Genomic DNA, 20508 nt, shown 5'->3' on the forward strand with positions numbered 1-20508 from the left:
AATTACTTCTTGTTACTTTTAGGTTTCAACGCTTTTTTCATGCCTTCCACTTGTTTTCTTTCCGAAGCTTTTAGTGGATATAAATGTGAAACGCCCATTTTATATGGATTTGGGATATCATTCGCTTGAAATTGTTCGTAAGCTTGTGCGTTTCTAACGAAATTAGCATCTAACAATAATGGTCGTCCCAAAGCGACTAAATCGGCTCTTCCGTTTAATAGAATCGTATTGATTTGATCAATATCTTGAATATATCCAGCAGTTATAGTTTGAATATGAACGGTATTTCGAACAGCATCTGAAAAAGGAGTTTGCCACATTCTTCCCGTTAGTGGTTTTTGACCTGCGACAGTATTTCCTGTTGAAACATTGATTATGTCAGCTCCAGCAGATTTGAAAGCAGTTGCGATAGTGATAACTTCTTGTTCCGAAATTCCGTTTTCTGCCCAATCAGTAGCTGAAATACGAACTGAAATTGGCTTATCCGTTGGAAATACTTCTCGAATTGCTTTAAATACTTCCAAAGGATATTTCAAACGATTTTCGATGTTTCCACCAAATTCATCGGTACGAATGTTTGTTAATGGCGATAAGAAAGAGGCCAATAAAAAGCCATGATGCGCTTGTAATTCAATCATATCAAACCCAGCTTCGTCTGCGTTTTTAGCTGCTTGAACAAATTGTGCTTTGATTTCTTCCATATCTTCCAAAGTCATTTCTTTTGGAATGGCGAAATTTTCATTAAATGGAATAGGGGAAGCAGAAATTAAATCCCAAGGTGTTTCCATTGGTCCATTGCCTTCCCAAGGTTTTTTAGTAGCACCTTTTCTTCCGGAATGCCCTAATTGAATTCCGATTTTTGTATCGGTATTATTATGAATGAAATCGGTAATTTTTTTCCATTGATTCAGTTGCTCTGTATTGTAAATTCCGGCACAACCTTCAGTAATTCTTCCGGTTTCGGAAATGGCAGTCATTTCGGTAATGATTAATCCCACGCCACCAGTAGCTCTACTTCCGTAATGCACCAAATGCCAATCCGAAACCAATCCGTCTGTAGCGGAATATTGTCCCATTGGCGCCATAACGATGCGATTTTGGAGTTCTAAGTTTCTTAATTTGAATTTTGAAAAAGCTGCTGATTGATTTTTGATATTGACATTGTAATTGTCATTGAATTCTTCTAAAACTTTATCCGTAAACGAATTATCTCTTAAACGTAAATTTTCATACGTCACTTTTTTAGAACGTGTCATGCATCCAAAAGCAAATTGTTGGAAGAAATGTTGCATATGACGATCCATATTTTCGAACCAATCTAAAGAAACGATTGCTGCATACTGAATCATTTCTACCGTATTTCTTCTGGTTTTATCATATTGCTCAAAAGCGGCTTGAACGTTATTTGGATTAGCAATTACGGCATCCGATAATCCGATGGCACAATCCATAGCTAATTTTGTTCCTGAACCAATAGAGTAGTGGGCTGTAGCTTTGGCATCTCCAAGTAAAACAATATTGTTGTGATACCATTTTTCATTCGTTACATGAGGAAATTTACGCCAATGTGATTTATTTGAAATCAAAGGATGTCCGTCTAATTCTTCTTTGAAGATTCCAGCGATTTTTATCATAGTATCTTCTTCGTTAGTCACTTCAAAACCGTGTTTTTGCCACGTTTCATCGCTACATTCAAAAATCCACGTACTCATGCCTTCTTCATATTGATAGGAGTGCGCAACAATGGTTCCGTGAGGTGTACTTCTAAAGAAATAAGTGAAGGCATCTAAAGGTTTTGTCGAACCTAACCAAACAAATCGGTTTTTCTTTAATTCGATTTTAGTTCCAAATTCATTCTGATGTTTTGTTCGTATGGCACTTGCAATTCCGTCAGAAGCTAATATAATATCCGAATCCGCAAATCGAGATAAATCATCTACATTTTGTTCGAAATGCAGATTTACGCCTTCTTCAACACATCTTTGTTGTAATAATTGTAAAAGCGTTTTTCTAGAACAACCACAAAAGCCATTTCCAGCAATATTAACAGATTCGCCATTACGAGCAACGATAATATCGTCCCAATAGGCAAATTTGCTTCGAATTAGTTCATAGGATTGCATATCGCGTTTTAGGAATTCACCTAAGGTTTCGTCTGAAAAAACCACACCAAAACCAAAACTATCATCGGGTTTATTGCGTTCATAAATATCGATTTGGCAATGTGGCATTGCTTTTTTAGTTAATATCGAAAAGTAAAGTCCGCCTGGACCACCACCTATAACTGTTATTTTCATTTTGTTGCTCGCAAAGGCGCAAAGACACTAAGATATTGTCTTTACTATGTTAATTTTATTGTCTTTTAATTGAGAAAATTTTTCCTAATTTACTATAATTAGAACCTGCTAAACGTGCCACAGGTTTGTATGTATCTGAGTTAATTCTATGATTTTCCATTAGAATAGAATCATCAATATGAATCGTGATGATTTTTCCAATAATAATACAAGCACCACCATTTTGATGATTTTCGATGAAATAATGATGCACCATTTCACATTCAAAATGAACTAAGCTTTCTTTTACTCGTTTTGGCTTAATATAAAGGGAATCAATAGGAGTAACGCCAGCTAATTCGAATTCATCTATATCTGAAGCCACACTTTGAGAAGAAGTGTTCATTTGTTCTACTACTTCCTCTGTAACTAAATTGACAACGAATTGTTTGTTGTCTAATATATTATTTAAGGTGTCTTTGTTTTTATTTCCAGTTCTAACGGTTGAAAACATAACATGAGGAGGATCTTCGCTCACAACATTAAAGAAAGAAAAAGGTGCAAGGTTATTGATTCCATTAGCATCAATTGTTGAAATCCAACCAATAGGTCTTGGAATAACAGTTCCTGTTAATAGCTTATATAAAGCGGAAGATTCAGTATTTTGTATGTCGAATTGCATGGTTTTGTGTTGTTTCTACAAATTAAATAAAAAATATGAGTATAAACTATAACGTTTTAGTAAAAAATAGATTAATTGTTTAAAAAGTAGCATTAATTTAATCGAGAAGTTTTAATTTTATAAATTAAAATTAAACAATGAGTTATTATAAAATACACGATTTAGAAAACTACTTCAAAATGTATAAGAAATCAGTAAGAGAGCCAAGAAAATTTTGGGATCGTATTGCTGATGAAAACTTTACTTGGTACCAAAAATGGGATAAAGTATTTGAAGTAGATATGCAAGAAGCCAACTTTAAATGGTTCTTGAATGCTAAAGTAAACATTACTAAAAACTGTATAGACAGACATTTAGCAAAGAGAGGCGATAAAACCGCTATCATTTTTGAACCAAACGATCCAAGCGAAGCAGCACAACATATTTCTTACAACGAATTATACGTTCGTGTATCTAAAATGGCTAATGTTTTGCGCGATCAAGGCATCAAAAAAGGCGATAGAGTTTGTATTTATTTGCCAATGATTCCCGAATTAGCCGTAGCTGTTTTGGCTTGTGCTCGAATTGGAGCTATACATTCAGTTGTTTTCGCTGGTTTTTCATCTTCAGCGGTTGCAAGTCGTATTAATGATAGCGAGTGTAAAATGGTGATTACATCTGACGGAAGTTATAGAGGTAATAAATCAATCGATTTAAAAGGAATTGTTGACGAAGCTTTAGACAAATGCCCTTGTGTAGAAACTGTTTTGGTGGTGAATAGAACCAATACAGCAGTAACCATGAAAGAAGGAAGAGATTTATGGTTACAACCGTTATTAGATGCCGCTTTAGGAAATAATGTAGCTGAAATTATGGATGCAGAAGATCCGTTATTTATACTATATACTTCTGGTTCAACTGGAAAACCTAAAGGAATGGTACATTCAACTGCTGGTTATATGGTTTACACAGCTTACACTTTTAAAAACGTTTTCAATTACGAAGAAAATGATGTGTATTGGTGTACAGCAGATATCGGTTGGATTACAGGACATTCATATATTTTATATGGACCTCTTTTAAATGGCGCTACGACTGTAATTTTTGAAGGAGTTCCATCTTATCCAGATTTTAGTCGTTTTTGGGAAGTAATTGAAAAACACAAAATCACACAATTTTATACCGCACCAACAGCTATTCGTGCCTTGGCAAAAGAAAGTTTAGATTTTGTTCAAAAATTCCCATTAAGTTCATTAAAAGTAATTGGTTCTGTTGGTGAGCCTATTAATGAAGAAGCTTGGCACTGGTATAACGACCACGTAGGAGGAAAGCGTTGCCCATTAGTAGATACTTGGTGGCAAACCGAAACGGGAGGAATTATGATTTCGCCAATTCCGTTTGTAACACCAACAAAACCAACTTATGCGTCGTTACCGTTACCAGGAATTCAACCTGTTTTAATGGATGAGTTACGTAATGAAATTGAAGGGAATCAAGTAACAGGAGCTTTGTGTATTAAATTCCCTTGGCCGTCAATGGCAAGAACCATTTGGGGTGATCATCAACGTTATAAAGAAACCTATTTTACTGCATTCCCAGGTAAATATTTCACTGGTGATGGTGCTTTGCGAGATGAAGTTGGTTATTACAGAATTACCGGTAGAGTAGACGATGTTATTATTGTTTCGGGACATAATTTAGGAACTGCTCCAATAGAGGATGCAATTAATGAACACCCAGCTGTTGCAGAGAGTGCAATTGTTGGCTTCCCACATGAAGTTAAAGGAAATGCCTTATATGGCTATGTGATTCTTAAAGAAACTGGGGAGTCTAGAAATCAAGATAATTTGAGAAAAGAAATTAATCAGTTAATATCTGATCAAATAGGACCAATTGCGAAATTAGATAAAATTCAGTTCGTAAGTGGTTTACCTAAAACACGTTCAGGTAAAATCATGCGTAGAATATTAAGAAAAATTGCTGAAGGAGACTTCTCTAATTTTGGAGATATTTCCACTTTGTTGAATCCTGAAATAGTGGAAGAAATTAAGAACGGCAAGCTTTAGTTTTTTAGTTTTATTAAGTTTATACTTTTCCAAATAGTAATATTTTTATAAAATAATATTTGACTTTTATTAAACTTGTAAAGAACTGATTATAATTATTGTTTAATTCAATAAAAATATTATTTATAAATCTCATTTTTAGTTTTTAACAATATTATAATATAGATTAAATGCTTTTATTTAAACTAGATAAAAAAATGAGCTTTATTAAAATAAAGCTCATTTTTTTATAAAACTTATATAATATTTTATTCTTTATTAATTTTTGTAAACTAATATGCTAGATATTCTATCATTAAAATCACCAAGATAAGCAACATCTTTAGTGTAAGTTTTGCTTCTACCTTTAAAATTTGCTTCAGTATAAACAGTTACCGAATAACCTCTTGGTATTTTTATTGATGTAATTTGATCATTTCCTACTCCTAAATCTCTAAAATTATGATAACCTGGGCTTAATTCACTATTTACTCCAGTAAAGTTTTTATCTCTATATACAGTTACAATATACGAATTGCTGTTGTATCTATTTGAATAATTGTTACTATTATTATTATTATTATTATTATTATACTTATGATTGTACTTATGATTGTACCCATAAGATGATTCCTGATGAGATTGACAGTCAAAATTAATACTATTTTTAACAATAGATTTTACTCGTCCATCAGAAATTCTAACTGATAAACACTCATCTTTTTGTGAATTATACCAGTTTTGATAACTATCGTTTCCAGATTTTGATGTAGCAATGAAGCTAAATCCTCTACTTTGCATTTCACTATCAAGATAAGCACCTTTCATTTCAATTAAATCTTCCATACCACGTGGGGTATTGTAATTTTGACTAAAACTTGGGATATAAAAAAGTAATCCTAAAATTAGATAAGCCGAGATTGATTTTAAATTTTTCATGAGTTGTTTGTTTTTAATTAAATAAATTTAAGATACAAATTTAATAAAATTTCTAATTTAAAAAATATTTTTTGTAATTTTTTTCAATCAAAAACGTTACAAATTAAGTTTTCTTAATAATTTTAAAAAGAGTAAGCCAGTTATAAAAGCATCACCACTTGCAGTATGTCGGTCTGATTTTTTGATTTTATAAATATCACACAATTCATCTAAAGAAGAATGATGTTCAAAAGGTAAATATTTTAGTTTCTGATACATTACATCAGTATCCATTACTTCATTTTTGAGAGTACCAACATCTAAACGGTCTAAAGCTTGATTAATCATTTCAATGTCAAAAGCAACGTGATGTCCCACTAAAGTTGCATCTTTAATAAAATCTAAAAATCGAATAACAGCTTCAGCTTCAACAATTTTTTCTTCTTTTCCTTCTCTTAAAATTCCATGAATTGGAACAGATTCTGGTTTAAAGATTTCATGATGTAAAAAAACTTCCATAAAATCACCAACTAAAATTTGGTCGTTTTGAATTGCAACCGCTCCAATGGATAAAATTCGATCTGATTTATAGTCTAAACCTGTTGTTTCACAATCAAAAACTACGTAACGTTTCTCTTTACTTTGATTTTCGTCAAAATAACTAAGATAAGTTTCCCAAAATTTAGGATAATCTTTTACTATTTTCTTGAACCAATTAAAAGCCATATTTTAAGTAAAATAAGTTAATTGAAAGCGGTTTTTAATTATTTCTTGAATATCGTTTATAGGTTGGAAATCATTTTTAAGTTTTACTTTATCTAACTTAGATAACTCATTTAAATTCAAATATCTACCATCTGATTCATTTTTCAAACCTTCTTCGGTTCTAAACTTCAATAATTCGGCAAAAGCATCTGCGCAAGCTTCATACACTGGAGCATTTTGAGGTTCTAAATCGGCTAGTTTAGCATATCTTGAAATTGTATTGGCAACATTTTTAATTCCTTTACTTAGCGATAAAATTCGAGCAGCATCAATCAATGGCATTAAAGCTCTTCCCTTTAAATCGAAAGTATCTTTATGCTCACCATCACTTTCCACTAAGAACTGACGGAAAAACCCTAATGGTGGTGGATTTTTCAAAGCATCAGCACCTAAATACGCAAAAAACAATTGATTATCATTAGTCTCTTCATAAATCGTATTACTAATGTCATCTACTAAATCTTCATTTCCATAAGCAAAATCATAATCAAAGAAAATTGTACACATTAGAATTCCTTTTTCACCAGGAGCGGTAACCCATCCTTTAAATTGGTGTTTCCAATCGGTAACAGATTTACACCAAAGAGGGTTGCTAGCAATCATTTCGGCAGGGCAATATTCGTAACCCACTTTGTTCAAAGTTTTGGTTACTTTTTCTGCTAATTCTAAGAAATATTTTTTGACAGTATCGTATTGTTCTTCAGGAACATCTTCAAAAACAATGGCATTATCTTGATCCGTTAACAAAAGCTGCTCTTTTCTACCTTGACTTCCCATATTCATCCAAGCAAACTGGGCTGGAGGAGGAGTTCCTGTTTTTTCTATCGCTAGCTCAATAGCTCTTTTTGTAATGGCTAAATTAATTTCACCTACAATAGAAGTAATATGGTTAATCGGTACATTTTTATCTAGAGAATGTTGAACTAAATCGGTTAATTTTTCTCTAACTTCTTTTAAATCAGCTGGTTTTAGCGCACGTTTTGATTGTTTTAAAAGCACACCTGGATTGTTAGCCTGAGCTACTACAATGTCATGTTCAGTAATAATTCCAGTAATTTCAGAGTCATTTGTACCGTCTTGGGTTACACATAAATGTGAAACATTGTGTTTCAACATCATAATTTGTGCTTCGGCAATAGAAAGATTATCAGCCACTGTAATTACAGGTGCTGACATAATTTTATCAATCGTAACATTAATTGAGTAAAGTCCAGTTGCGATTTTAGAACACAAATCTTTATCGGTTACAATTCCGATTGGTTTACGATTTTCATGAATAATCATACTACCAATTTTACTGCTTGCCATTGTTTGAGCAACAAATTTCACAATATCATTAGGAGAAGCAGTTACTGGATTTGCCGTATATTTTATAGGTTGATAGTATTGAATTTCAGCATTTTGGTCATTATAAATAACATTTTCTGAAATCAATTTCCCTTTGTGTGTTTTATCGTAAGGGTTCCTTGTGTTGGAAGCAAAACTTTCTAATAAAAAACTCAAGACATCAGGATTAGACGCTACATAAGGTTTGAAAACTTCAATGGGTATTGCATAGATTATACTTTCTTCACGAGCTTTAGCAGTCATTAAATAATTATTCTTGGCAAAAATCGGACGTAAACCTAAAATATCGCCTTCGTCACATTTATCAATTAAAACATCATCCGCATCAGATGTTACCGACAAACCAATTGCTCCAGAGGCTACTACATAAAAAAAGGAATGCGTAGCATCGTTAATTTTAAATAAAGTTTGATTTTTTTCCAAGTAAATCACTTGACATGTTTTAGCAATCTCTAACAAGTTCAGATATGACAAACTTGAAAAGGGCGGATAATGCTTTAAAAAATCGGTGATGCGTTCTGCAATAGGGTTTTTCATAAACATTCTTAATTTATTAAACGAAGATACGAAGTTTGATTGGCTTATAGAAGTAATTGTTTAAATTTTCTATTTTACATAATGTATATTATAAGTCATTTAAATATATTAATTTTTATGTTAAAATACTAATCAAAACGTTTGTGTAAAACTATCAGAAAGTTTAGATTTGCATTCTATATTATTACGAATCATGGAAAACAAACAAGCCCTTAAATTAATCGAAAAGATTCAGAAAGAATTATTTAAAGATAATTTTGAAATTTCTGAAATTGTTACCGATTTAAAAAAACTTAGAGAAATTACTTTAGAATTAAATAATCCGGTTGTGACTAAAGCATTACGTTTAGCCTACGAACATTTAGAAAATAACAATGGATTTTTTATTGGTATTCCAGATGATGAACCAATTGACAGTAAAGATACTGAATTAGAAGTAAAAATTTCAGATGAAAATAATGTAGAAAGTTTTAATTATTTCCTATCATTGTTAACTGATTTAGAAAAGAAAAATAATGTATTGGACTTAAAAGAATATAACAAAGCTTTTTTAGCTTACTAGGTTCTAAATTCTATTTTACATAATACAAATCGGTAAATAAATTTACCGATTTTTTTGTTTTTCTTAACGCTATTATATTAGTAAACCAACTAATTTTGTTTAAAATATAAATTCCCAATGTCTAAAGTAAAAAAATCGAAAGTAAAACTACTACATCAATACTATAAATATACTGGTTTCTATTCTTTCATATGGCAAGGTGTTAAAGGAGCTATATTGCCAACAGCTGTTATTGTTGCTATTCTTTTCTATGTTAATTATAAAGTAATTAATTTGAATGAAGGCTTAGTATATATTACTCAAAACTTCAGCGATTTATTTATTTTTAGTGTATTCCTTGCTTCTGAAAGCGTTTTAGGATTAATTCCACCCGATATTTTTATTGCTTGGACAAAAAACACCGAATCACCACTACTCTATCTATCTATTTTAGCTTTTTTATCATATTTAGGCGGTGTAATTGCTTATTTTATGGGAATGGCAATTGTTGCAATTCCTTCAATTAATAAGTATTTGTATGGAAAAATGTCGAAACACATTATTAATATGCAAAAATGGGGCGGATTTTTAATCGCAGTTGGCGCTTTATTACCTTTACCTTTTGCAATTGCTTGTTTGGCTGCAGGTATGATAAACTATTCGAGAAAACATTTCTTTTTGTTTGCCTTGTTGCGTTTCTTCCGATTCATAATTTACGGATTTGTAATTTACTCTGCACTATCATGATAAAATCATTTAGATCAATCGCATTATTAGAAGGACTTTCATTAATCGGTTTATTATTTTTTGCTATGCCAATGAAATATATTGGTGGAGATGATATTTATGTAAAAAACATTGGAATGGCTCATGGAATTCTTTTTATTTTGTACATTGCTTTTGCTTTTTTAATCAAAAATGAACAAAAATGGAATTTTAAAACATTCGCAATTGTTTGTTTAGCTTCAATAATTCCATTTGGAACGTTTTATATTGAGAAAAAACACCTTCAAAATACATAATGAAAATCTTTAATTGGGCATACGATATTTTTAAAAGTTTCGATTTTAGCGATGCGCTTTCTTCTTATTTGAATTTGGCTATCAATATTGTTGTTCTTATAGTTGTTGCTTATATTTTAGACTATCTTTTCAAAAAGCTCTTCATTATTTTCTTGGCAATTGTAGCTGCTAGAACAAAATCGTCTTTTGATGATTTTCTTGTGGCTAATAAAACGGCCAAATATTTAGCACATTTAGTTCCTTTACTTTTTATTTACAAAACTGTTCCTGTTATTTTAAAAAGTTTTACCTATTGGGAATATATTTTTGAAAAAGGAATTAAAATTTATATTATTATCTTATCGCTTTGGATTACCCGAAGTATTTTCAATTCGCTTAGAGATTATTTAAAACAAAAGCCGCGTTTTAGCGACAAACCTATTGATAGCTACATTCAAGTAATTATGATTGTTTTATGGATTTTCGGAATTACTTCCTTTGTATTGATAATGTTTGATACCAATGTAAAAACATTAGTAACTACTTTCGGAGCCATTTCAGCCTTAATTTTCCTTATTTTTAAAGATACTATTCTGGGTTTTGTAGCTAGTATTTCGGTTTCTGTAAATGATATGGTTCGTATTGGCGATTGGATTACAATGGATAAATTTGGTGCTGATGGTGATGTTATCGAAATCAATTTAGCAACGGTAAAAGTTCGAAATTTTGACAATACAACCACCACCATTCCTACATACAGCTTAATATCGGATAGTTTTAAAAACTGGCGTGGTATGTTAGATTCTAATGGAAGAAGAATTAAACGTCATATTTTAATTAAAGCCAATTCGGTTCGTTTTATCCAAACAGATGAGTTGGAAAATTTTAAGAAAATACAATACTTAACAGCTTATATTGAACACCGCCAAGCTGATATTGATAAATACAATACCAACAACAGAATCAATAAATGTGTTATTGTAAACGGAAGAAATTTGACAAATTTAGGTTTATTCCGAAAATATATAAATCAATACATCTTATCACATCCAGGAATTAACAAAGACATGCATTTGATGGTTCGACATTTACAACCAACAGAAAAAGGCATTCCTTTAGAAATCTACTGTTTTTCAAAAGATAAAACTTGGTTAAATTATGAGCACATTATGGCTGATATTTTTGACCATTTAATTGCTTCTTTACCCTATTTTGATTTAGAAGTGTTTGAATTTATAAGTACTCCAAACAAACAAAGTAATTAACAACTGATTCTTAATAACTTAAAATAACCTTCAAGAAATTGGAGGTTATTTTTTTTAACTTTAAACAACTATAAAGAAAAACATCATGAAAACTAAAGACGAAGCTATTTTAGAAATTAGAGGTGAATCTATCGGAACCATTTTTGAAAATTCGAGCTCTGAAGAAAAGTTTCAAAACCAAACTCTTCGCCCAATTTTAAAGTTTCAGAATGATTTATTTATCGAAGTTTTTAGAAATTATGCTATCAAACAAAAAAACGCCTTTTTCTCATTAACACCCGAAAAGAAATTGGTTTATATTGAAAATGCCATTCAGCGTGATATCAAGTTTAGAAATTCATTAAAAGGCATTATCATTGGAATGTTTACGATTTCCGAATATAAAGAATACATTCAAAATTCATCTAACTTAAATAAACGCATGATGAATTTACTAATTGAACGTTTAAAAAGCCATATTCAAATTATTTAATTTGGCAATAAGACAATAAGTCAATGTGCCAATGAAAAGAATAAAATTGACACATCGGCACATTGAAAAACTGACTAATTATACAAAGACTCTCCATTCAAATCCGTACTCAAAACATCGCTCATATAATCGAAGAATGGTCGCATGGCTTGAAAAGTAGCTAAAACTTCTTCTTGAAAATTAGGAGCCAACACTTCTTTGTCCGAAAAGTTTCGAGTCAATAAATATTGTTTTTTACGAATCAAATCAATCGCTGGATGCGTTTTATCGAAACCTTTTGGAGCAGTTTTTAACTCCTCACCTTTCAATTCTCCAAAGAATTTCTTGAATGTTTCATCAGCTATGATAGTCCTGATTTCTTCATCATCCATTTCAAATTCTTTACGAATGCGATTCAAATCGACAGCATTTGGTTCCCAAAAACCGCCACCTACAAAACTTCCTCCAGGTTCAATGTGTAAATAGTAACCGCCACGAAGCATGGGTTTTGTTCGGGTGAACCCAACGCTAAAATGATTTTTATAAGGTGCTTTGTCTTTAGAAAAACGCACATCGCGATAAATTCTAAAAATTTGAATACGTTCAATACTATCAATCTTTCCCAATTGCTCACCAACCGTTGTAAAAAACGATTTGGCTAACTTTTGTTCGATTTCAAAGGCTTTTTTATTCGCCGCAAACCAATCTCGGTCGTTGTTTTCATTTAGTTGCGTTAAGAATTCTAAGGTTGATTTATTTATCATAGTTATATAGCAATTTTGTCATTCTGAACTTGTTTAACTTCGTTGAATCTCCGATTTCAGAATTTTTTAATGATTGATTAGAAGCCGAAACGAGTTCAGCTTGACAACACGAGATAATTATTTTTTCAATCGATCTTCAATAAATTCGATTTGGGTTTTGCCATGTGGTTTTGGTTTTCCATCTTCACCTAAGTTTACCATCGTAATGTTATCAATCGTGATTATTTTTTCACGGGTCATCATATTACGAACTTCACATTTCAATACTAACGACGATTTCCCAAAATGCGCCACATCTAAACCAATCTCAACAATATCGCCTTGTTTGGCGGCACTCATGAAATTAATTTCACTCATAAACTTGGTTACCACTTTCGGATTTTCCAATTGTACAATCGAATACAAAGCAGCTTCTTCGTCTATCCAAGCCAATAATTTACCACCGAATAAAGTTCCGTTGGCATTCAAATCTTCGGGTTTTACCCATTTTCTGGTATGAAATCGCATCTTGAATTTTTATTTTAAAGGTAAGAATTTTTGGAGAAATTTGGATATATTTGAGGAAAATTACTTCATACATAATTACAATTAAAACCATATTAAATTAATGAAAAAGCTATTCATTTTTTTCTTCATTTTATTTAATAGCATTTTAAATGCTCAAAATGATATTCTAGAGAAAGTAATTATTGAATTTAATTATTTCAAATATCCAGATACAGAATACCAAATTGACTTTAAAAATAATGAAGTAAAGTGTATTATGAAATATAAAATATCTGATAATTCATATCATATAATTTCAGATAAAACTTATAAATTTAATAACGAGCAATTCATTAAGTTTAAAGGCGAAATAAATTTAAACATTCCAGATTCAATTATTCATAAATCTGAACAAGCTATGGATGGAGGCGGATTTTCTATTAATTTTTTTAATAAAAATGGAACTACTTCTAAACTAATCACAAGAAATATTAATCTACAATCAAAAAAATATCATTCAGAATTAAAATTAATCGATAGTTTTTTTGAATTTATCTATTCCGTTGTTAAGGATAATGAAGGATTGAAAATTTTGGACAAATCATATCGACCTTATTTTTCTGGTTTACCAATCAGAAAAATTTCAGAAAATCCATTAGAATATAAAATATGGGGAGGAATAAGTGGAAATGCAACTTGGAAAAATGAATTAATTCCATTTTTAGAGAATTTACCAAAAGAAACTTGCGTAATTATTGATTGCGATAATCAGCTAAGTTATGCTTGGCAAGAAGATATTTTAAAACTCTATATTTTAAAAAATTCAAATATTCAATTTGCTAATATGGATTGGTTAAAATATACTCGTGAAAATCTTATTGAGCTCAAAGAAAAACTAATAAAAAATGAAAAAAATGAAATAGAATTGGTGAAATTAAAAAATACTAAAACTTATAATATGTATATAAATAATAAATCTGAAATTGAAAAATGGTTGAAATTACCAAAAAAATCAATTATAAAGACAACAGAACAATGTCGAAAAATATGTGAAAATTATAATTGATTTTTGTTTTTGATTACTTCTCCCTTCCTTTCAAAACTTCCACTACATCTTGCAACTGAAAACCTTTCGCTTGCAATAAAATTAAGTAGTGAAACAATAAATCGGCACTTTCTGATAGGAATAAATCGTCATTGTTGTCTTTGGCTTCAATGACTACTTCAACTGCTTCCTCGCCTACTTTTTGAGCAATTTTGTTAATGCCTTTTGCAAATAATGAGGCTACATAACTCTTTTCAGCATCGGCATTTTCTTTGCGTTTTGTAATAGTATTTTCTAATTTTGATAAAAACCCAAATTCTTGATTATTAGTTTCTTGCCAACATGTATCTAAACCTGTGTGACAAGTTGGACCAGCGGGTTTTACTTTTACTAAAAGCGTATCATTATCGCAATCTTCTTTAATTGAAACTAGTTCTAAGAAGTTGCCACTCTCCTCGCCTTTTGTCCATAATCGGTTTTTAGTTCGACTGAAGAAAGTTACTTTATTGGTAGCCAAAGTTTGGTCAAGAGCTTCTTGATTCATATAGCCTAACATTAAAACATTTTTAGTTTCGCTGTCTTGGATAATGGCTGGGATAAGGTTGTCTGGTGTTTTGTTGAAATTGATATTCATAGTTTTATTTTTAAACATATAAGTCATATAAGTTGATTCGTTAAATTGAGTTGGTCTTTAAGTTCATAAAAGTTACACTCTAATTGCAATATTTTGATTCTTTAAAAACTGTTTTAATTCTGGAATTTCGATTTCTTGATAGTGAAAAACACTAGCTGCTAATGCGGCATCAGCTTTTCCGGTGATAAATGTTTCCGCGAAATGTTCCATTGTTCCCGCACCACCAGAAGCTATAATGGGAATGTTTACGATTTCGGATAATTTAGCTAAAGCTTCATTTGCAAAACCGTTTTTGGTTCCGTCATTGTTCATCGAGGTGAATAGAATTTCTCCAGCGCCACGTTGCTCTACTTCTTTTGCCCAATCGAATAAATTTAATTCCGTAGGTACTTTTCCGCCAACTAAATGTACTATCCAATCTCCATCAATTTGTTTGGCATCTATGGCAACCACCACGCACTGACTTCCATATTTTGCAGCAATTTCATTAATCAAATTTGGATTTTTAACAGCTGAGGAATTAATCGAAATTTTATCTGCTCCATTGCGAAGTAGTACATCTACATCTGCTACAGTTGAAATACCACCACCAACCGTAAACGGAATATTAATCGTAGCAGCAACCTTTCGAACCAGATCGATTAATGTTGCGCGACGTTCTTCTGTGGCTGAAATATCTAAGAAAACTAGTTCGTCAGCACCTGTTTCTGCATATTTCTTTGCCAATTCCACCGGATCACCGGCATCTTTTAAATCCACAAAATTAACACCTTTAACGGTTCGACCGTTTTTTATGTCTAAGCAGGGAATGATTCTTTTTGTTAGCATTTTTTAGTTGTTTAAAATGTAATTTTCCAATTGCTTTAAGCTGATTCTGTTTTCGTAAATAGCCTTTCCAATTATAGTTCCTTCACAACCTAATTCAGCTAACTTAGGAAGCTCATCAAAAGTGGAAATTCCTCCAGAAGCAATCAGTTTTAAATCTTTAGTTTGTTCTAAAATTCTTTGGTATAATTCAAAACTTGGGCCTTCTAGCATACCGTCTTTTGAAATATCTGTACAAATCACATATTGAATACCTTCTTGTTGATAGTTTTGAATAAACGGAATAACTTCTTCTTTAGATTCTTCTAACCACCCTGAAATCGCTACTTTTTCATTCATAGCATCAGCCCCTAAAATGATTTTATCTGTTCCGTATTGCTGAATCCAACTTTTGAAAACCTCTGGTTGTTTGATGGCAATACTTCCACCCGTGATTTGACGGGCACCACTTTCAAAAGCAATTTTTAAATCGTCATCCGATTTTAAACCACCGCCAAAGTCGATTTTTAGATTGGTTTTTGAAGCTATTTGTTCTAATACTTTATAATTTACAATTCGACTTGATTTGGCTCCGTCTAAATCAACCAAATGCAAATACTGAATTCCGTGTGCTTCAAATGATTTGGCCACTTCTAACGGATTTTCGTTGTATATTTTCTTCGTATCGTAATCGCCTTTGGAAAGTCGGACGCATTTTCCGTCGATGATATCTATTGCTGGAATTATTCTCATATAAAGTTGAATTTCAAGAGCAATTTTAAGCTCCAATTATAAGTTTAAAAAGTTTTTCAAAATTTGTTCTCCAAAGATTCCACTCTTTTCTGGGTGAAATTGTACTCCGAAGAAATTATTGCGTTGTAATGCTGTGCTGTATTCTTGTTCATAATTCGTGGTAGCAATTGTATTTTCAGATAAAGACGCATAATAACTGTGCACCAAATACATGAATTCATTTTCTTTGATTCCAGCAAATAATGGCGATTTCAGATTGTAAATCGTATTCCAGCCCATTTGAGGGACTTTTACCTCGTTTGAGAATTTCACCACATTGACATCAAAAATTCCTAATCCATTCGTATTACCTTCTTCCGTATATTTACACATCAATTGCATACCCAAACAAATTCCTAAAACCGGTTGTTTTAAGGTTGGAATTAATACATCTAAACCACTTTCTTGTAACATTTTCATGGCACTACTCGCCTCACCTACACCAGGAAAAATAACTTTATCAGCCGATTTTATGGTGTTCCAATCATTCGTAACATTTCCTTCAAAACCAAGTCGTTCTATAGCGAATAAAACACTTTGTACATTTCCGGCTCCGTAATCTATAATAGCTATTTTCATTTTTTTATTTTTTGCCACGGATTAAAGGATTTTCAGGATTTTGTAATCCGTGTTAATCTATTTAATCTGTGGCTTATTTTACAACATTCCTTTAGTTGAGGGTAATATCATTTTTTCTGCATCGCGTTTTACAGCAGCTTTTATGGCTTTTGCGAAGGCTTTAAAAATCGCTTCAATTTTGTGGTGTTCGTTTGTTCCTTCTGCTTTGATGTTTAAATTCGCTTTCGCACCATCTGTGAACGATTTGAAGAAGTGAAAAAACATTTCCGTTGGCATTTGACCAATCATTTCACGTTTAAATTCGGCTTCCCAAACTAACCAGTTTCTTCCCCCAAAATCAATCGCTACTTGCGCTAAACAATCGTCCATTGGTAAACAAAATCCGTAACGTTCGATACCTAATTTGTTACCTAACGCTTTTGCAAAAACTTCTCCTAAAGCTATAGCGGTATCCTCAATAGTGTGGTGTTCGTCTACTTCTAAATCGCCAATTACAGCAATTTCTAAATCCATTTGTCCGTGACGAGCTAATTGGTCTAACATATGGTCAAAAAAAGGAATTCCGGTATTGATTTTACTTTTTCCTGTTCCATCTAAATTAAGTGTTATACCAATTTCTGTTTCGTTTGTTTTTCGGTAAATTGAAGCAGTTCTGTTTTTTAATTTTAGAAACTCATAAATCTGTTGCCAATCGTTTGTTTCGAAAGCAATGGTAGGTTGTAATTCTTCTTGTTTAACCGAGATTTCTGTAGTTCCTAAATTAGTATTGTCGTTGATAAAAATTGCTTTTGAACCTAAATTTTTAGCCAATTCCACATCAGTTAATCGATCACCAATCACAAATGAATTTTCTAAATCATAATCCTCAGAAAAATAAGCAGTTAATAATCCAGTTCCAGGTTTACGAGTGTTCGCATTTTCATGAGGAAAAGTTCTGTCTAAGAAAACCTTATCAAAAAAAACACCTTCGTTTTCATAGGTTTTCATGATAAAATTATGAACTGGCCAAAAGGTTTCTTCAGGAAATTTATCTGTTCCTAAACCATCTTGGTTGGTAATCATTACCAATTCATAATCTAATTCTTTCGCAATTTTACTCAAGAACGAAAGACATTTTGGGTAGAAAATCATTTTATCAAAACCATCAATTTGTTCGTCGATAGTTTCTTTTATAATTGTTCCATCGCGGTCGATGAATAATACTTTTTTAGCCATTATTGATAGATTTAAATAATTCAATTACTCGTTCGTTTTCTTCTTTATTTCCTATTGTAATTCTCAAACAATTTTCGCATAAAGGTTGATTACTTCTGTTGCGAACTACTACTCCATTTTCTAAAAATTGTTGGTATCTAAAGTTCGCATCATCTACTTTTACTAAAATAAAATTCGCATCAGAAGGAAATATTTTTTCTATAAATTTAGTTGATTTTAAAGCAACAATCAATTTTTCTTTTTCAACTAAAATTTTTCTTACTTGTGCTTTTAATGTGCTTTGCAATAATTTTTTTTCAGCAGTTTCTTGTGAAAGAATATTTACATTATATGGTGGCTTTATTTTGTTTAGCACTGCAATGATAGGCTTTGAAGCGTACAAAATTCCAATTCGTAAACCAGCCATTGCATACGCTTTTGATAAAGTTTGTGTAATGATTAAATTTGGAAAATCGTTCAATTCGTTTAACCAACTTTTGTGTTCCGAAAAATCTATGTAGGCTTCATCTAAAACAACTAAACCATTAAAATTATTTAGAATTCTAATGATAGATTCGTCTGAAAATGAATTTCCTGTTGGATTATTGGGCGAACACAAAAAGATGATTTTTGTATTGGCGTCAACTGCATTCAAAATTGCATCTACATTCGGCTGAAATTCGTCATTAAGTATTACTTCGCGGTTTTCGATAGCATTGATATTAGCCAAAACGCCATACATTCCGTATGTTGGAGGTAATGTGATGATATTATCTCGATTTGACTCACAGAAGGCTCTGAAAATCAAATCTAAAACTTCATCACTACCGTTTCCTAACAAAATATTTTCACTATAAATTTCTTTTTTAGCTGCAATTATCGCTTTTAAATCTTTTTGTTGTGGATCAGGATAACGATTTATACCATTTGTAAATGGATTTTCATTTGCATCTAAATATATCATTTGTCTTGTAAACTGTTCAAATTCATCGCGTGCAGAAGAATATGGGTTCAGTTTTTTGACGTTTTCTCGGATTAATGAATCAATATTCATATTTTTTTTATCTTTTATTATGTGATTTCTCCCTTTGGTCGAAATGACAATTTTAATTATTTTTTAGTCTTAATGTAACTGCGTTTTTATGTGCTTGTAAACCTTCTGCTTCTGCCATAGTTTCTATTGCTTTTCCGATGTTTTGAATACCTGTTTCTGATATTTTTTGAAAGGTCATAGCTTTTAGAAAACTATCTAAGTTTACACCACTATAACTTTTAGAATAACCGTTTGTAGGTAAAGTGTGATTGGTTCCTGAAGCGTAATCTCCTGCACTTTCTGGAGTGAAATTTCCAATGAAAATCGAACCCGCATTTTGAATTCCGTCCACAAAATAATCTTCGTTTTTTGAACAAACGATGAAATGTTCTGGACCGTATTCGTTTATTAACGATAAAGCTGTTTTTTCGTTTTCAACGAAGATTAATTTGGAATTATTAATAGCTACTTGAGCAATTTCTTGTCTTGGAAGTTCTTTCAATTGCTTATAGACTTCTTCTTCTACATCGTTTAAAACATTTTTATTGGTGGTAACCAAAATCACTTGGCTGTCTTTTCCATGTTCAGCTTGACTTAATAAATCGGAAGCTACGAAGCTTGGAATAGCGGTTTCATCAGCATAAACTAACAACTCACTTGGTCCTGCTGGCATATCAATCGCTACTCCATTTTGAGAAGCAAATTGTTTGGCAATAGTTACAAATTGATTTCCAGGCCCGAAAATTTTATACACTTGTGGAATGGTTTCTGTTCCGAAAGTCATTCCGGCAATTGCTTGAATTCCGCCTACTTTATAGATTTTAGTTACACCACATAAATCAGCAGCATACAAAATTGCAGCATTTATTTTTCCGTTTTTATCAGAAGGCGTACACATAATAATTTCTTTACAACCTGCTAATTTTGAAGGAACAGCCAACATTAAAACCGTTGAAAACAAAGGAGCCGTTCCGCCTGGAATGTATAAACCAACTTTTTGAATTGGACGTTTTTCTTGCCAACATGTAACTCCGATAGTAGTTTCAACTACAATTTTATCCGTTTTTTGGGCTGAATGAAATTGTTCAATATTTGATTTTGCTAATTGAATGGCTTCTTTTAACTCATTTGAAACTTCTTTTTTAGCGATTTCAATTTCTTCTGGAGTTACTTGAATATTTTCTAAATTTACACCATCAAAGAAAGACGCATATTTTGCAATGGCTTTGTCTCCTTTTTGTTGCACCTCTTTGAAAATTTGCTTCACTGTTTCTTCTACATCTGTGAAGGTTTGCGTTGGTCTTTTGCAAATTTCTGACCAAGTTTCGGGTTGTGGGTTGAATATTTTTTTCATGATTCTTTATTCTAAT

Annotated in this window: 21 protein-coding genes; 7 read left to right on the forward strand and 14 right to left on the reverse strand. The window is 31.7% G+C overall.

All coding sequences use genetic code 11. The features are described 5' to 3' along the window. Positions 1-2: 2 nt before the first annotated feature. Both GFJ94_RS03855 and GFJ94_RS03860 read right to left on the reverse strand, forming a co-directional pair. Positions 3-2297, reverse strand: coding sequence for a bifunctional salicylyl-CoA 5-hydroxylase/oxidoreductase (locus tag GFJ94_RS03855; protein WP_153200272.1), 2295 nt, complete (start codon positions 2295-2297; stop codon positions 3-5). Between the two features lie 55 nt (positions 2298-2352). Then, positions 2353-2958 carry a flavin reductase family protein gene (locus GFJ94_RS03860; protein ID WP_153200273.1) on the reverse strand — a complete coding sequence of 202 codons (606 nt, stop codon included), beginning with the start codon at positions 2956-2958 and terminating at the stop codon, positions 2353-2355. A gap of 137 nt (positions 2959-3095) precedes the next feature. Between GFJ94_RS03860 and acs the strand changes: the two genes are divergently transcribed. Beyond that, the gene (gene acs / locus GFJ94_RS03865) at positions 3096-5003 is read left to right on the forward strand and encodes an acetate--CoA ligase (RefSeq protein ID WP_153200274.1); all 1908 of its coding nucleotides are present in this window, start codon (positions 3096-3098) and stop codon (positions 5001-5003) included. A 258-nt stretch (positions 5004-5261) separates the two neighbouring features. Here acs and GFJ94_RS03870 read toward each other — a convergent pair whose 3' ends face one another. From GFJ94_RS03870 to GFJ94_RS03880, 3 genes are all read right to left on the reverse strand, one after another. Further along, positions 5262-5921 (reverse strand): hypothetical protein, encoded by a 660-nt coding sequence (locus GFJ94_RS03870; RefSeq protein ID WP_153200275.1) that lies wholly within the window; start codon positions 5919-5921, stop codon positions 5262-5264. Between the two features lie 96 nt (positions 5922-6017). Further along, positions 6018-6626 carry a PolC-type DNA polymerase III gene (locus GFJ94_RS03875; RefSeq protein ID WP_153200276.1) on the reverse strand — a complete coding sequence of 203 codons (609 nt, stop codon included), beginning with the start codon at positions 6624-6626 and terminating at the stop codon, positions 6018-6020. A gap of 3 nt (positions 6627-6629) precedes the next feature. Next, positions 6630-8549 (reverse strand): DUF294 nucleotidyltransferase-like domain-containing protein, encoded by a 1920-nt coding sequence (locus tag GFJ94_RS03880; protein WP_153200277.1) that lies wholly within the window; start codon positions 8547-8549, stop codon positions 6630-6632. A 193-nt stretch (positions 8550-8742) separates the two neighbouring features. Here GFJ94_RS03880 and GFJ94_RS03885 point away from each other — a divergent pair, with 193 nt between their 5' ends. From GFJ94_RS03885 to GFJ94_RS03905, 5 genes are all read left to right on the forward strand, one after another. Further along, complete coding sequence (locus tag GFJ94_RS03885; RefSeq protein WP_153200278.1) at positions 8743-9111, forward strand: hypothetical protein; 369 nt, start codon at positions 8743-8745, stop codon at positions 9109-9111. A gap of 117 nt (positions 9112-9228) precedes the next feature. After that, positions 9229-9837, forward strand: coding sequence for a YqaA family protein (locus tag GFJ94_RS03890; RefSeq protein ID WP_153200279.1), 609 nt, complete (start codon positions 9229-9231; stop codon positions 9835-9837). Then, positions 9834-10112: a DUF3817 domain-containing protein gene (locus tag GFJ94_RS03895; protein ID WP_153200280.1), complete on the forward strand. Its 279-nt coding sequence runs from the start codon at positions 9834-9836 to the stop codon at positions 10110-10112. Before GFJ94_RS03890 ends, GFJ94_RS03895 begins: the two co-directional genes overlap by 4 nt. Continuing rightward, positions 10112-11356, forward strand: a complete 1245-nt coding sequence (locus GFJ94_RS03900) for a mechanosensitive ion channel family protein (protein ID WP_153200281.1) — start codon at positions 10112-10114, stop codon at positions 11354-11356. Before GFJ94_RS03895 ends, GFJ94_RS03900 begins: the two co-directional genes overlap by 1 nt. Before the next feature lie 85 nt (positions 11357-11441). Then, entirely contained in the window at positions 11442-11828 is a 387-nt protein-coding gene (locus tag GFJ94_RS03905) for a glyoxalase (RefSeq protein WP_153200282.1), read from the forward strand. Between the two features lie 74 nt (positions 11829-11902). On the opposite strand, the gene GFJ94_RS03910 is transcribed toward GFJ94_RS03905, so the two are convergent. Further along, positions 11903-12571: a DUF2461 domain-containing protein gene (locus tag GFJ94_RS03910; protein ID WP_153200283.1), complete on the reverse strand. Its 669-nt coding sequence runs from the start codon at positions 12569-12571 to the stop codon at positions 11903-11905. Between the two features lie 117 nt (positions 12572-12688). Further along, positions 12689-13078: an acyl-CoA thioesterase gene (locus GFJ94_RS03915; RefSeq protein ID WP_133606912.1), complete on the reverse strand. Its 390-nt coding sequence runs from the start codon at positions 13076-13078 to the stop codon at positions 12689-12691. 100 nt (positions 13079-13178) lie between these two features. Between GFJ94_RS03915 and GFJ94_RS03920 the strand changes: the two genes are divergently transcribed. After that, a complete protein-coding gene (locus tag GFJ94_RS03920) occupies positions 13179-14123 on the forward strand; it encodes a hypothetical protein (RefSeq protein WP_153200284.1) in 945 nt (314 codons plus the stop codon). Positions 14124-14136: 13 nt separating this feature from the next. On the opposite strand, the gene hisIE is transcribed toward GFJ94_RS03920, so the two are convergent. From hisIE to hisD, 7 genes are all read right to left on the reverse strand, one after another. Next, positions 14137-14736: a bifunctional phosphoribosyl-AMP cyclohydrolase/phosphoribosyl-ATP diphosphatase HisIE gene (gene hisIE / locus GFJ94_RS03925; RefSeq protein ID WP_153200285.1), complete on the reverse strand. Its 600-nt coding sequence runs from the start codon at positions 14734-14736 to the stop codon at positions 14137-14139. Positions 14737-14808: 72 nt separating this feature from the next. After that, positions 14809-15564 (reverse strand): imidazole glycerol phosphate synthase subunit HisF, encoded by a 756-nt coding sequence (gene hisF, locus GFJ94_RS03930; protein WP_153200286.1) that lies wholly within the window; start codon positions 15562-15564, stop codon positions 14809-14811. Between the two features lie 3 nt (positions 15565-15567). Further along, the gene (hisA, locus tag GFJ94_RS03935) at positions 15568-16293 is read right to left on the reverse strand and encodes a 1-(5-phosphoribosyl)-5-[(5-phosphoribosylamino)methylideneamino]imidazole-4-carboxamide isomerase (RefSeq protein ID WP_153200287.1); all 726 of its coding nucleotides are present in this window, start codon (positions 16291-16293) and stop codon (positions 15568-15570) included. A gap of 36 nt (positions 16294-16329) precedes the next feature. Beyond that, on the reverse strand, positions 16330-16911 hold the full coding sequence (gene hisH, locus GFJ94_RS03940; protein WP_153200288.1) for an imidazole glycerol phosphate synthase subunit HisH: 582 nt from the start codon (positions 16909-16911) through the stop codon (positions 16330-16332). Between the two features lie 78 nt (positions 16912-16989). Then, positions 16990-18126 carry a bifunctional histidinol-phosphatase/imidazoleglycerol-phosphate dehydratase HisB gene (gene hisB, locus GFJ94_RS03945; RefSeq protein ID WP_153200289.1) on the reverse strand — a complete coding sequence of 379 codons (1137 nt, stop codon included), beginning with the start codon at positions 18124-18126 and terminating at the stop codon, positions 16990-16992. Further along, positions 18119-19159 carry a histidinol-phosphate transaminase gene (gene hisC / locus GFJ94_RS03950; RefSeq protein ID WP_153200290.1) on the reverse strand — a complete coding sequence of 347 codons (1041 nt, stop codon included), beginning with the start codon at positions 19157-19159 and terminating at the stop codon, positions 18119-18121. The genes hisB and hisC overlap by 8 nt, the downstream gene beginning before the upstream one ends. A 52-nt stretch (positions 19160-19211) precedes the next feature. Then, entirely contained in the window at positions 19212-20492 is a 1281-nt protein-coding gene (gene hisD / locus GFJ94_RS03955) for a histidinol dehydrogenase (RefSeq protein WP_153200291.1), read from the reverse strand. Positions 20493-20508 lie beyond the last annotated feature (16 nt).

This window comes from Flavobacterium sp. LMO8 (assembly GCF_009495755.1).
GTDB lineage: Bacteria > Bacteroidota > Bacteroidia > Flavobacteriales > Flavobacteriaceae > Flavobacterium.

What these genes read in the sequence shown, in the direction of transcription:
- GFJ94_RS03855 (WP_153200272.1), bottom strand. Translation starts at nt 2,297, where the DNA reads ATGAAAATAACAGTTATAGGTGGTGGTCCAGGCGGACTTTACTTTTCG.
- GFJ94_RS03860 (WP_153200273.1), bottom strand. Translation starts at nt 2,958, where the DNA reads ATGCAATTCGACATACAAAATACTGAATCTTCCGCTTTATATAAGCTA.
- acs (WP_153200274.1), top strand. Translation starts at nt 3,096, where the DNA reads ATGAGTTATTATAAAATACACGATTTAGAAAACTACTTCAAAATGTAT.
- GFJ94_RS03870 (WP_153200275.1), bottom strand. Translation starts at nt 5,921, where the DNA reads ATGAAAAATTTAAAATCAATCTCGGCTTATCTAATTTTAGGATTACTT.
- GFJ94_RS03875 (WP_153200276.1), bottom strand. Translation starts at nt 6,626, where the DNA reads ATGGCTTTTAATTGGTTCAAGAAAATAGTAAAAGATTATCCTAAATTT.
- GFJ94_RS03880 (WP_153200277.1), bottom strand. Translation starts at nt 8,549, where the DNA reads ATGAAAAACCCTATTGCAGAACGCATCACCGATTTTTTAAAGCATTAT.
- GFJ94_RS03885 (WP_153200278.1), top strand. Translation starts at nt 8,743, where the DNA reads ATGGAAAACAAACAAGCCCTTAAATTAATCGAAAAGATTCAGAAAGAA.
- GFJ94_RS03890 (WP_153200279.1), top strand. Translation starts at nt 9,229, where the DNA reads ATGTCTAAAGTAAAAAAATCGAAAGTAAAACTACTACATCAATACTAT.
- GFJ94_RS03895 (WP_153200280.1), top strand. Translation starts at nt 9,834, where the DNA reads ATGATAAAATCATTTAGATCAATCGCATTATTAGAAGGACTTTCATTA.
- GFJ94_RS03900 (WP_153200281.1), top strand. Translation starts at nt 10,112, where the DNA reads ATGAAAATCTTTAATTGGGCATACGATATTTTTAAAAGTTTCGATTTT.
- GFJ94_RS03905 (WP_153200282.1), top strand. Translation starts at nt 11,442, where the DNA reads ATGAAAACTAAAGACGAAGCTATTTTAGAAATTAGAGGTGAATCTATC.
- GFJ94_RS03910 (WP_153200283.1), bottom strand. Translation starts at nt 12,571, where the DNA reads ATGATAAATAAATCAACCTTAGAATTCTTAACGCAACTAAATGAAAAC.
- GFJ94_RS03915 (WP_133606912.1), bottom strand. Translation starts at nt 13,078, where the DNA reads ATGCGATTTCATACCAGAAAATGGGTAAAACCCGAAGATTTGAATGCC.
- GFJ94_RS03920 (WP_153200284.1), top strand. Translation starts at nt 13,179, where the DNA reads ATGAAAAAGCTATTCATTTTTTTCTTCATTTTATTTAATAGCATTTTA.
- hisIE (WP_153200285.1), bottom strand. Translation starts at nt 14,736, where the DNA reads ATGAATATCAATTTCAACAAAACACCAGACAACCTTATCCCAGCCATT.
- hisF (WP_153200286.1), bottom strand. Translation starts at nt 15,564, where the DNA reads ATGCTAACAAAAAGAATCATTCCCTGCTTAGACATAAAAAACGGTCGA.
- hisA (WP_153200287.1), bottom strand. Translation starts at nt 16,293, where the DNA reads ATGAGAATAATTCCAGCAATAGATATCATCGACGGAAAATGCGTCCGA.
- hisH (WP_153200288.1), bottom strand. Translation starts at nt 16,911, where the DNA reads ATGAAAATAGCTATTATAGATTACGGAGCCGGAAATGTACAAAGTGTT.
- hisB (WP_153200289.1), bottom strand. Translation starts at nt 18,126, where the DNA reads ATGGCTAAAAAAGTATTATTCATCGACCGCGATGGAACAATTATAAAA.
- hisC (WP_153200290.1), bottom strand. Translation starts at nt 19,159, where the DNA reads ATGAATATTGATTCATTAATCCGAGAAAACGTCAAAAAACTGAACCCA.
- hisD (WP_153200291.1), bottom strand. Translation starts at nt 20,492, where the DNA reads ATGAAAAAAATATTCAACCCACAACCCGAAACTTGGTCAGAAATTTGC.